General features: G+C 43.2%; 7 protein-coding genes. All 7 read left to right on the top strand.

Features of this window, described 5'->3' with window-relative positions; genetic code table 11:
* The coding region (locus HF312_19765) for a Gfo/Idh/MocA family oxidoreductase (GenBank protein ID MCU7522460.1) at positions 1 to 2,067 on the top strand (2,067 nt) is incomplete at its 5' end.
* A gap of 85 nt (positions 2,068 to 2,152) precedes the next feature.
* Positions 2,153 to 3,571, top strand: a complete 1,419-nt coding sequence (locus tag HF312_19760) for a phenylacetate--CoA ligase family protein (GenBank protein ID MCU7522459.1) — start codon at positions 2,153 to 2,155, stop codon at positions 3,569 to 3,571.
* Between the two features lie 12 nt (positions 3,572 to 3,583).
* Positions 3,584 to 5,212 (top strand): hypothetical protein, encoded by a 1,629-nt coding sequence (locus HF312_19755; GenBank protein MCU7522458.1) that lies wholly within the window; start codon positions 3,584 to 3,586, stop codon positions 5,210 to 5,212.
* Positions 5,213 to 5,243: 31 nt separating this feature from the next.
* Positions 5,244 to 6,635 (top strand): phenylacetate--CoA ligase family protein, encoded by a 1,392-nt coding sequence (locus tag HF312_19750; GenBank protein ID MCU7522457.1) that lies wholly within the window; start codon positions 5,244 to 5,246, stop codon positions 6,633 to 6,635.
* Positions 6,636 to 6,709: 74 nt separating this feature from the next.
* A complete protein-coding gene (locus tag HF312_19745) occupies positions 6,710 to 7,990 on the top strand; it encodes a glycosyltransferase family 4 protein (protein ID MCU7522456.1) in 1,281 nt (426 codons plus the stop codon).
* Between the two features lie 301 nt (positions 7,991 to 8,291).
* The gene (locus HF312_19740; GenBank protein MCU7522455.1) at positions 8,292 to 9,950 is read left to right on the top strand and encodes an undecaprenyl/decaprenyl-phosphate alpha-N-acetylglucosaminyl 1-phosphate transferase; all 1,659 of its coding nucleotides are present in this window, start codon (positions 8,292 to 8,294) and stop codon (positions 9,948 to 9,950) included.
* Between the two features lie 39 nt (positions 9,951 to 9,989).
* The gene (locus HF312_19735) at positions 9,990 to 12,554 is read left to right on the top strand and encodes a hypothetical protein (protein ID MCU7522454.1); all 2,565 of its coding nucleotides are present in this window, start codon (positions 9,990 to 9,992) and stop codon (positions 12,552 to 12,554) included.
* Positions 12,555 to 12,650 lie beyond the last annotated feature (96 nt).

The following is a 12,650-nucleotide window of genomic DNA, read 5'->3' as shown; positions in this document are numbered from 1 at the left end:
GAGATCCCGGCTCCAATGGTCACCTCAGGCCATGTTTTAATCCAGACTGCCTGCTCGCTTGTTTCTCTTGGCACTGAAAAGATGCTTGTTGAATTCGGGAGGGCGAATATGCTGGATAAGGCAAAACAGCAGCCGGACAAGGTTAAAATGGTTCTGGATAAAATTAAAACTGACGGTTTGGTTCCAACTATTGAGGCGGTATTAAATAAGCTGGATCAGCCCCTGGCCTTGGGTTACTGTAACGTGGGAAAAGTTATTGCCGTGGGAAAAGGGGTTAGCGAATTTAAGGTTGGGGACAGGGTGGTCTCCAACGGTAACCACGCAGAAATTGTCTGTGTGCCGGTAAATCTTGCAGCCAAGGTTCCGGATAACGTTTCAGATGAAGAGGGCAGTTTTGCCGTTGTTGGAGCAATAGCCCTTCAGGGAATAAGGCTTTCAAACCCGACGCTAGGCGAAACATTTTGTGTGATCGGCCTTGGGCTCATAGGGCTTGTGACGGCAAAGCTCCTTATTGCAAACGGGTGCAATGTAGTTGGCTTTGATATCGATCCGCACAAAGTAAAGCTTGCAGAAGGCTTTGGCGTAAAAGCTTTCAGGGTTACAGATCCTTTGGATCAGGTGAACCTGGTTAAGTCCATTACAAACGAAACGGGTGCAGATGGAGTAATAATAACAGCATCCAGCAGAAGCAACGATATTATTACGGCCTCGGCTAAGATGTCTAGAAAAAGAGGGAGAATTATTCTTATCGGCGTTACAGGCCTGGAGATAAGCCGTGCGGATTTTTATGAAAAAGAGCTCACTTTTCAGGTTTCCTGCTCCTACGGCCCGGGTAGATATGATGAATCCTATGAAAGGAAAGGTCTGGATTATCCGCTTCCTTATGTGCGCTGGACAGAAAAAAGAAATATTGAGGCGGTGCTGAATGCAATTTCCACCGGGCGCCTGGAAGTAAAATCACTCATCTCGGAAATTGTACCGCTTGAAGAATACATAAAGGTTTACGGCAACTTAAAAAGGGAAGCCGTTATAGCTTCTATTTTGAAATATCCTGAAAAACCAAATGCGGGGGATTCTGTAGTAAAACTGCACGAGGCGGAATTTACAAAGGGCCACGGGGTGCTTGCCATAATAGGAGCCGGAAACTTTACAGGGTCCACCATAATACCCGCCATTAAAAAACTTTCAGTCCGGAAAAAATACATTGTAAGCCAAAAAGGCCTAAGCGCAAAGATACTTGCAAAAAAAGGAAATTTCGAGAATGCAGGTTCTGATGTAAATCTTGTTCTTGAGGATAAGGAAGTTGATCTTGTCATAATTACAACCAGGCACAACCTTCACGCAAAGATGGCAGTTGAGGCCTTAAGGCATGGGAAAAACGTGTTTGTAGAAAAGCCATTGGCATTGAATAGAAATGAACTTCATGAAATCATTGCCGCAGCAGAGGCCTCTGGAAAAACGGTTAACGTTGGGTTTAACAGAAGATTTTCCCCCTATGCCGAGGCGGTTAAAAAGCAGCTGAACGGGTCGCCGCTTAACATCACGGCCACAATGAATGCAGGCTATATTCCCCCCGGAAGCTGGCTGCACGACCTGGAGGCTGGAGGCGGAAGGATCATTGGTGAGGCCTGCCATTTTATAGACCTCTGTTCATACCTTACGGGAAGTAAAGTCACGCAGGTCTGCATGAATTCACTTGGGACCGAAGGCCGTGAGAACACGGATAACGCATCTATTCTCCTTAAATATGAGAACGGCAGCAATGCCGTAATTAATTATTTCTCCAACGGGAGTAAACAATATGCGAAGGAACGTGTTGAAGTTTACAGCGATGAAAGGACTTTTGTTATAGACAACTGGCGCTCGGCTTTGGGTTATGGCGCCAGGGGATTTAAGAACTTAAAAGGCCGGCAGGATAAAGGGCATAAGCGCCAGTTTGAGCTCCTAATAGAGAGGGTAAACAAAGGGGGAAAAGCCCTGATTCCGCTTGAAAGCCTAGTCAATACAACAAATGCATCATTTGCCGCAATTGAAAGCATGAAGTGCAATTCATGGGTGAAGGTGTAGTGATCCCCAAAAGATTGAGACAATCCGATTATACTGATCTTTAGAACTTAACTATAAATATTTTAGTAATAGCCATAGAGATGCCATGAACAAATTATATTTCAGTCTGCCGTACCCTCTTCAATACATTATTACCAACCTCTTCGGGCTGACAATAAGGTATGGAAGATTTAACAAAGAATTCTACAAAGCCCTGCACAAATACATGGAACTTGAACGGACGGAAACCTGCGGCCTTGACATAGAAAAAGTTGTGGAAGTAGCTAAAGGCTCGCGGTTTTATTCGATCAGGAATGAAAAAGATTTTTTTAATTCTCCCGTAGTAACCAAAAACATGGTAAAGGAGCACTACGACAAGATCATTAATCCTGAATATGTCTTCAAATATAATCATACCAGCGGTACCACAGGCTCTGGTCTAAACTATCCTGTCTCTAAGGAATTTGTCAACAACCACTGGGCAATATACTGGAAGAGCAGATATCTTTTTAATCTGACTACCGACACATGGTGTGCCTATATAATAGGCAGGAACGTTCTGGACACAGAAAGGAAGAAACCGCCTTACTGGATAAAGTGCTATCCCACGCGCCAGTACATGTTCTCCAACGCCCATTTGAACAGTAATACGGTTGAACTTTACTTAAAAAAAATAAAGAAGAGCGGGATCTACTGGATGCACGGGTTTCCTTCATCGCTTAATTATATGGCAAGCCTGATAAAGGAACGTAAACTTGAGTCCCTTGCCCGAGATCTGAAACTCCGTATAATTACAGCGAGCTCTGAGACGCTTTTTGAATTCCAGAAAAAGAATATAGAGGAGGTCTTCGGCTGCGGCATAAGACAGCTCTACGGGCAGACCGAGGGGGTGGCCAACATTTATGAATGTGAAGAAGGGACGCTGCACATTGATGAATCTTTCTCTTACGTGGAATTTGAAAGGGTTGAAAACAGCTGTGACGACTACAAGATTATAGGAACGACATACATCAATAAGGCTTTCCCGCTAATAAGATACGATACCGGGGATACGGTAAAACTCTACGACCACAACTTTGAGTGTAAATGCGGCAGGAAGTCCCGTGTGGTAAAGGAAATTATAGGACGCGAACAGGATTACCTCATACTTGACGACGGAACAAAAATTGCGGGCTCGGGCTTCTTCTTCAAGAAAATTGTTAATGTCAAGCGTGCGCAGATTCTCCAGAAGAAAAGAGGGGAAGCTACCTTCTATATTGTAAAGACTCCCGACTACACGGCAGATGAAGAAAAGATGCTGAAAGAGGAGATTGAAAACAGGCTGGGGAAAAACTTCCGTTATACTTTAGTGTACACCGATGAGCTGATAAGGCTTAAAAACGGCAAAATGAAATTTGTAATAAATGAGATTGAAGGGGATTCAAAAGCCGGCAGTGAAAAGGTGCTCATCGATTCATCGGGAAGCGCCGCTGAAACAAAACCGGGAATGCAGGCCAATCCCTTCTGGAAAAACAGTTTACGATAGGAAAGGGAAAGTATGGCCGAGAGTGCCTATAATATATCGAGATACTATCATACGCTCCGCTATCTGAAGCCGCGGCAGACTTTTGGGCGGTCCCTTGCGGGCTTAAAAAGAAGATTTATGCTATCCCGTAAGCCTGAAGTACCTGAAGGCCTCATGCGGAAATTAAAACATAAAGCGCCTTTTCTTTTTCATGAGCCCTGGAACTGCAGGCAGAAGCTCCTGAAGGGTGAATTTACATTCTTAAACATCACGAGAAGTTTTGAAGGAGAAATTGACTGGCAGGCTCCTAAGATGCCTCTGCTGTGGAGGTTCAACCTGCATTACTTTAATTATCTCCATGCTCTTGCGGGTAATGAAAAAGAGAAGATCTGCCTGAACTGGATAAAAAATAACCCCGAGGGATCTTCCGCAGGCTGGCATCCCTATCCCTTGTCTCTTAGGATTGTAAACTGGTGCAAGGAGGATCTGTCTGATCCTGAAATCCTCAGAAGTCTTTACCGCCAGTCGGCATTTCTTTACCGGAACCTGGAGACCTATCATCCGGGCAATCATTTATTAGAGAACGCCCGGGCGCTCATCTTTGGCGGCCTTTACTTCCTGGGGCAGGGTGAATCTATAAAGTGGCTTAGAAAAGGACTGGAGATCTTTGAGTCTGAACTGCCGCAGCAGGTGCTTAGTGACGGGGGCTACTTTGAGCGCAGCACGATGTATCATGCAATTATGCTGGAAAATTTCCTCGACGTTCTGAACCTCCTGGATGAGGAAAATATCAGCCTGCCTTTTCTAAAAGAATCAGTCTGCCGCATGGGAGACTTTCTTTTGTCTCTAACGCACCCGGACGGAACGATTTCTCTGTTCAATGATTCGACCGATGAAATTGCCCCTCGCACAGAAGAAATTCTTAATTATCTGAAAGCTGTTACGGGATATAGTCCTTTTTATAAACATGCTTTTTCTGAAACAGGCTACTTTGTTCACCGGAGTGAGAGCCTCTGCCTCATGATAGACGGGGGCATTTTAGGTCCCGACCACCTCCCGGCCCATTCGCACGCCGATATCTTCAGCTATGAGCTTTCAGTTACGGGGGAAAAGGTAATTACGGACAGCGGGGTTTACGAATATGCTCAGGGACCGATGAGAGAGTATGCTAGAAGCACCATGGCGCACAATACTGTTTCAATTGACAGGACGGATCAGGCGGAGTGCTGGAGCAGCTTCCGCCTCGCCAGGAGATATCCTCCCAAAGAGGTAAGGTTTTCAAAAGAAGGCTGCAGGAGCTTTTTCCACGGCCGTTTTGATGGCTACGCTTCACTTATCGGAGACGGTATTTCTCACGAACGCATTATAGAAACAGACGAAGAAAGAAATATAATTACGGTAGAAGATACCGTCTCCGGACAGGGAAGGCATATTGCAGAAAGTTTTATTCACCTTCATCCGGATTCCGGACTGATTCAGAAAGGGGGCCTTTTTTTAATAAACAGCGGAGGGCACACGGTCAAAATTGTTCCTGTAAATGGATTGCCGTCGGTTGAAGAAGGGTGGTACTGCCCTCAGTTCGGCACGAGGATAAAAAGCCGTGTAATTACACTGAGGCAGGATATACTGCCGGCAAATCTTAGCTACAGGATTGAGTTTTGAGAAATTTGATAACAACTCTAAGGTATAATTTATGTTAAGTCTTAACTTCCTTAAAGAAGTTTATTATAGATCACCATTGTGGATTAAGAAAATTTATTCGTCAATTCCCTTTGAAATAAGAAATGGAAAAGAGTACAGAAAATGGATTGAGTTCCTTAAGCAGAATCTTGACCATGAGGAGTATGAACTGCTGAAACTAAAGGAGACAGTTACCTACAGCTGCCTTAACGTGCCGTACTATAAAAGGATTTTCAAAGAGCTTGGGATTTTGCCCGAAGACATAAAGAGTAAGAACGACTTAAGTAAACTTCCACTGCTTGATAAGCAGATTATACGCGAGAAGCCGGAGGACTTTATGGTCAGAAATTATCCTGCATTCAGGCGATTTTATGTTACAACGGGCGGGACTTCCGGTGCGCAGCATAAATTCTATCAGTCGAAAAATGTCTGGAAAAAAGAGCAGGCATTTATTATAAATTACTATATGGGGTTTGATTACAACTACAGCGATCTGAGGGCAACACTCAGGGGAGGGGAGTTTAATGAACTCCCGGACAATGTTTACTGGAAAATAAATCCAATTAATAATGAAATTAACTTTTCTCCTTTTCATATAAATACCAACACAATAAAGTATTACGTTGATAAGCTGAATGATTTAAAACCGATGTATATTCATGGTTACCCGTCAGCACTGCTGCTGTTAGTAAAAAATATACAGGAGCATAACTTAAAACTTTCTTATTCTCCCAAAGCCGTTTTCCTTTCTTCTGAGAATTATACGAGTGAGCAGAAAGTGGAGCTTCAGGGTTTCTTTAACGGGAAAATATCCACATACTACGGGCACTCCGAAAGGCTCATATTTGCCCCGTCTGACTGTGAGCTCAAGACATTTACGGTTGACAGGCGCTATGGGGCTTTTGAGCTTGTTGACGACAATGACCGGGTTATTACACAAAATGGTGCAACCGGGGAGATTGTTGGAACAAGCTTTGATAACTACGCCATGCCTCTTATTCGCTACAGGACAAATGACCTTACATCCTACAGTAGTTATGATTCCCTTAAAATAAATCCCATAAAGGGGCGCTGGAACCAGGAATTTCTTGACGGCAGCAACATGCTGAGGGTTTCTCTTACAGGACTTAATATGCACTCGGATATTTTTAAGAATATTCTTGCCATGCAGTTCTACCAGCCCAGGGTTGGAGAGGCGGTGCTTGTTGTGGTTACAAAGAAAGACTTTACGGACTTTGATGCCAGAAAGATCCTCCATGCATTCAACAAAAAAGCAGGGCACGCAATTAGGTTTTCCCTGGAAAGAAGGGATTCTTTAATACAAACCGAAAGGGGCAAGACAAAAAGGATAATAAAAGATTATCAGCCTACTGTGGCAGACACTAACCTTGGAGAATTGATCTGAAAAGCGGCATAGTGGAAATGGTGCTGTGCTTTGAAAATACCTGACAATTATTTCTGAACCAATGGAAGACAACGATGAAAAAAGATCATATATTGTTCCTGACTCATTATTTCCCTCCCGAGGTAAATGCTCCTGCAAACAGGACCTATGAGCATGCAAGGGAATGGATAAAGGAAGCAGATGTTACTGTTATTACAAACGTACCGAATCATCCTGACGGACGCGTGTTCCCGGGCTATAAGAACAGGCTCATTCAGAAAGAAGTAATTGACGGCATTAATGTCGTAAGGCTCTGGACATTTATTACCCCCAATGAAGGGTTTTTATTAAGGAGCCTGAACTACACGGTCTATATGCTTGCTGCAATTATTTATGTGCTCATTTCAGGAATAAGGTTCGACCTGCTGATTGCAACAACACCGCAGTTCTTCTGCGGCCTTGCAGGAAAGTATATTGCCAGGCTGACAAGAAAACCCTTTATTCTGGAATTAAGGGACCTGTGGCCTGAATCTATAATTGCTGTCGGCGCAGTAAAAAATAAAGCAGTCATCCGGATGCTTTACCGGATGGAAATGGGGCTTTACAAGTCTGCAGACAGGATCGTTTCCGTTACAAGATCCTTCAAGGATAACCTCACCATGCGCGGGATTACACCGGGAAAAATTGATGTGATCTTTAACGGGGTATCGCCTGAGACATTTACAAACGGGCGTGAGATAAAGGATAAAAACATAAGAGAATTCTTACGCGAAGGCTTTATTGTTGGATATATCGGGACGATCGGAATGGCGCATTCCATTAAAACTCTCATTGAAGCTGCCGAACGCCTGAAGGAAAGCCCGATAAGATTTATAATTGTTGGTTCCGGAGCCGAAAGGGAAAAGCTTGAAAGGCTGATCAGGGAAAAAGATCTAAAAAATGTCAGGATCTTTCCCCTTCAAAGCAAGCCTGAAGTTGCCTCCATAATAAAGAAAGTTGATGTTTTCTGCGTGCACCTGAAAAATGACCCGCTGTTTAAGACAGTAATACCTTCAAAAATATTTGAAGGCATGATAATGAAAAAGCCGATTTTAATTGGCGTCAACGGGGAAGCCAGGATGATAATAGAAAGTGCAAACGGCGGGATGTATTTCGAACCTGAAAATGCCGTTGACCTTGTAGAGAAGGTCTGTCACTACTACTCATGCGAAAGCGAACGGAAACTGCACGGTGAAAACGGTTTCAGATTTGTTCTGGAGAAGTTCGACAGGAAAAAGCTTGCCGCAGAATACATGGCTCTGATTAGAACAACGATACTTATGTCCTCACAAGTTAAAGCAGAGAAACAATCGCGCAATTATTTAAAACCTGTGTGAAAATTAATAAAAAGTCATAAAAGCTATCCTTGACATTAAGAACTGATACTTTAGCTTATAAATAGAAGGGCAATTTTCCTGCATAAAATTATCAGTTCAGAATAAGTTCATTTTTAATCCTTGAGGAAGCATACTTTATAGTTTGCCCGGTGAGGAATATTGAGCTAAGATACTAATGCCAGAAATGTTTGGTTCCGGTGCTAATTGTTTAGAGGGGCTGAAAAGATAGCCGTTATTTTATTGAGGCAAAAACAATCAGCATTTTTTCTTCAACAAAATAGAGATTATAAAAGAATTAAATATGAACTTTTTACTAATATTTTTTACGAGTCTGATATTTACGATCTTTTTTACGCCATACTTCATCGCATATTTAAAAAAGACAAAAGTAGTAGATTTACCGGGTAACAGAAGAATACATTCAGATATTGTCCCGAGGATGGGCGGACTTTTAATATTCCTTGTCGTCTCGGTTATGCTCCTGTCCTTTACCGAGGAGCTCAATTCCGTAAGGCTCATGATCATTGCGGCAAATGTAATCCTTCTTGTAGGAATATTCGACGACATGCTCGGGCTTGATTATTCCGCCAAGTTCCTTCTGCAGCTTTCATCGGCAGTCCTCTTGCTTTTCTATCTGGCTCCAAAGTTCGTGAAGCTTAAACTCTTTGAAGTTACAATTCCTTATCCGCTGGATTACATACTGCTTCTTCTTTTTATAATCGGCGGAATTAATTCAATAAATCTGCTAGATGGAATGGACGGGCTTGTAAGCGGATTTTCGCTGCTGGTATTTTCCATTATTATGGCCCTTTCCATAATCTCGCACAATACTCTGCTTCTGATACTGACGACAAGCCTGATGGGAAGCATTCTGGGCTTTCTGAAATACAACGCCTATCCGGCTAAAATATTCTTAGGGGATACGGGTTCACTGACTCTCGGATTCTTTCTTGTTGTTACGTCACTTCTGACGTCAATTAACTTTAATCAGAATGTACTGGATCTGACTTTCCCCATTATGCTTCTTGCCATCCCTCTGGTTGATACGCTCAGGGTTATGGCAATGAGGCTCTTAAGAAAACAGAATCCTTTTCTGCCCGATAAGACGCACTTGCACCACATTATCAGCAACAGCAGCATATCGCATAAGTTTACTGTATTCTTTATCGAGAGCCTTACCGTAATATTTATCATACTTTCACTTTATTACATAAAAGTATCTCATTTTGTGCCTCTCATACTTTTCTTTACGCTTGTACTGTTTCTTATATTCATTGAGCCTATTATGAAATTAGCAGGCCGGTTTATAGAAATAAATTACGAGTTCGAGCTCTTCAGAAAGCTACCGATGAAAAATGTAATGCTTTTTGAAAAGGGGCTGATATTCCTTTCCTCAATAATGATTGCCTTTATTATTATTGCCTCTCTTCCTCAAAGCACCAATCTGCAGAGCAATATTTTAATGACATTCTTTATAATTGGGCTCATAATGTTTTTCCTGGCCTACGGGCACCAGAGAAAACAGAAAGATGCCAGCGATATATATACATTTATTAACCTGGCCGCTTTTTTTACAATTACAAATCTTAATTCGCCGGCATTATTCAACCTGTCTTTGAGCAGCATTAATCTGGGGCAGCTTACAGAGATAAGCTACTATGTGCTTGCGCTGATAATAATTCTGTTCCTTATTGCAAGCGACAAGCTTTTCCCGGTCAAGAAAGTGATCCTTAACGGAATAGACCTCACCGTAATTGTTTTTATTCTTCTCACATTTATTGTAAACAGCTTCATCAAATTTTATTTCGACGAGTACTTCAGCGTGAGCTTTCTGGAGGCGTTTATCTTTTACCTATGGTACAAGGTGATAATTTCAATAAAGGCTGAAGTTACAAATATACTTTTCTATGCTTCCTTTGCTCTGCCGTTTGCGGCAATTCTGCTTCTATTGCTTGTTTAGACAGAAAATACATCCCTGCTACAGGTTAAGGAAATATAAATGAAAGCATACCTGGTAAGAGTCTTTGTGCTCTTAGTCCTCTTAATATATTATTTTGCCAATATTTCAATCCTTTCGCACGACTTTGTCTATGCGGAGAATTTTGACAGCAGCAGCCTCATGGTAAAACCCTGGATTTCAAATGCAGGTTTTACCGTGAATTACCTGGGGCTTACGAGTGAAAGGAAGTTTGAGGGGAGGCGCACCTTAAAGTTTGACGTTACGCTCCACGGGGACAGGGAAAAGGAGTGTTATTACTACTGGGCAATTCCCATCAGGGTGAAGTTTCACGGCGACCTGAAGTATTCGGCGAAGGTTTGGGCAGACAGCTCGGCAGATAAACTTTTAAGCATGGGATTCAGTTTTATCTATCCTCCTGCCCGGTCAAAATATAACTCGGCAATTAATTTATTTAACAACTGGAGCAACATTTCAGGCAGCATAACAGAAGAAGAGCTGGATAACGAGGCCAGCTTTTACAACCGGGCCCTTCTTGCTTCCTCATACAGCCAGGGGCGAGAGCTTGAGCGCTTCGGCATTTTCATGAGGGGAAAAGGGGAGCACAGGCTGACTTTTTACCTTGGGAAGCTTGAACTCAAAGGGCGCACGTACAATATTTCCGACCTTCAGAAATACCTCAGGAAGCAGTGGAATAACTACTTTTCAAAGTTCAGCCTTGCCTCGGAAAATGCGGACGACTTAGGGAGCCTGCCTTTGGTTCCCGACCTGAGGGAAAAGTCGCTTTCACCCGTTGGTCAGAAGTACTTAAATGAACTCTATGAAAACAGGAGTAAGATTGAGCAGCTCTATAATGACGGTAAAAGCGGCAAAAACCTCTCTGATGAAAGCCTTGCGGAACTGGGAAACCTGCTGAATAACTATTCTTCCAAGGTTGAACTAATTAAAACGGAGGTCAGTGACCCTGCCTCAGATGCAATGTTCTTCTCATTTCCGGCAACAAAGTTCAACAGGCTTACAGGAATGAACCTTCCAGACGATATCTCCAGGCTTAAAAAGCTTACGGGCCGAGGTACACCGGATGAATACCTTTCACTGACATTTCTCATGCAGCCTAAAGGGGAGCTGAAGAATATTACAATGAGCTGGAGCGATTTCATACCTGCTGGGGAGAACACTTCAGAGAAAAATGGAAAAAAGAAGACTTCAGGAAAACTTGCCCCTTCAATAGACCGCTCGGCTTTGGACGTTTCAATTGCAAAGGTCTGGTTCCAGGCGGGCGTAAAATCCTCAGAGACGGACAAGAAGATTCTGACTCAGGAGCTCCTGGTAAAAAACGACAGCCTTGTAAGAGTAAATTACGAGGATAAGACTAATTACCTGCTGGTTAAAGACCCTTCAGGGAAAAAGAAATATATAGACATAAGCAGTCCTGAAGTGAAGTTTCCGGATAACGTCATAATTGAAGACAGTAAAAGCCTCAGGCCGTTTAACCTCGACGGCACGACTAACAGGCAGATATGGCTTACAATGCATATACCTGAAGGTGCAAAGCCCGGAAAGTATATATCTGTATTTAAGGTTTCATCCCCAAAGGGGCTGTTCATTGAATTCCCGGTTGAAATTGAAGTGCTTCCTTTTAAGCTGGACGAGTCGCGCGTAAGCTATTCACTTTATTATCACGGCGCGTTAAGGGACTGGAAGCTGAGGCCTTTCCATAGCATGGATAAGACCCCCGAACAGCTTTACCTGGAGCTGAAGGACATGAAAGAGCACGGCGTACTCTATCCCAATAATTACCAGGACATGAAGCACCTGGAAGAAAACATAAGGATCAGGGAACGCGTGGGCTTGCCGAAGGACAGGTTCTACAGCACGCTGCTGGACTGGTTTAAGGGCCCCCCGAAAACAGAAGGGCAGCTGGATGTACTTAAGAAAAGGATTCTTGATTTTAAGTCCGTAATTGAAAAATACGGCTATAAACAGCTCTACATTTACGGTGAGGATGAAGCCCGCGGACAAGCGCTTCTGGATCAGAGGCCGGCCTGGGAGCTTGCGCATGAGCTTGGAGTTAAAATATTTGTTGCAGGCTACAGCGAGACTTTCCAGATGATGGGCGATATACTGGATGCAGCCGTAATACAGGGCACGCTGAACCCTGAGCAGGCTCATCTTTATCATTCTAAAGGCAACGAGATCTTTTCATATTCAAACCCTCAGGTAGGACAGGAAAACCCTGAAATCTACAGGAGGAACTTTGGAATTGCGCTCTATAAGGCGGGCTACAACGGCTGCATGGATTACGCCTATCAGAAAAACTACAACGCAATGTGGAATGATTTCGATTACCAGCGCTACCGCGAGGAAACCTTTACTTACCCCACTTCCGATGGGCTCATTTCCACAGTGCAGTGGGAAGGTTTCCGGCAGGGGGTAACTGACATGCGTTATCTTTCCACGCTCCTTAACAGGATTGACAGCCTGAAAGCAAAGGGAAAAAATACCCGGGATCTGGAAAACTGGGTGAATTCAATTGATACTTCAGGTGACCTGGATCTTCTGCGTGAGGAGATAATTCAGAAAATTCTTTCAATTAAACCGATTTAATAAAATCCGACCATTCTAAAGCCCCAAAAGAGAGAACCACTGCATTTTCCCCAGGACCTGTGCAAAGTCATTGAAAAAGGTATTGAAAAAGTTTAA

Source organism: Ignavibacteria bacterium, from assembly GCA_025612375.1.
Lineage (GTDB): Bacteria > Bacteroidota > Ignavibacteria > Ignavibacteriales > SURF-24 > JAAXKN01.
This window is presented reverse-complemented; position numbering and strand designations above follow the sequence as displayed.

Bases quoted from the DNA above. Each gene is read 5' to 3' on its own strand.
- HF312_19760 (MCU7522459.1), top strand. From the start codon at position 2,153: ATGAACAAATTATATTTCAGTCTGCCGTACCCTCTTCAATACATTATT.
- HF312_19755 (MCU7522458.1), top strand. From the start codon at position 3,584: ATGGCCGAGAGTGCCTATAATATATCGAGATACTATCATACGCTCCGC.
- HF312_19750 (MCU7522457.1), top strand. From the start codon at position 5,244: ATGTTAAGTCTTAACTTCCTTAAAGAAGTTTATTATAGATCACCATTG.
- HF312_19745 (MCU7522456.1), top strand. From the start codon at position 6,710: ATGAAAAAAGATCATATATTGTTCCTGACTCATTATTTCCCTCCCGAG.
- HF312_19740 (MCU7522455.1), top strand. From the start codon at position 8,292: ATGAACTTTTTACTAATATTTTTTACGAGTCTGATATTTACGATCTTT.
- HF312_19735 (MCU7522454.1), top strand. From the start codon at position 9,990: ATGAAAGCATACCTGGTAAGAGTCTTTGTGCTCTTAGTCCTCTTAATA.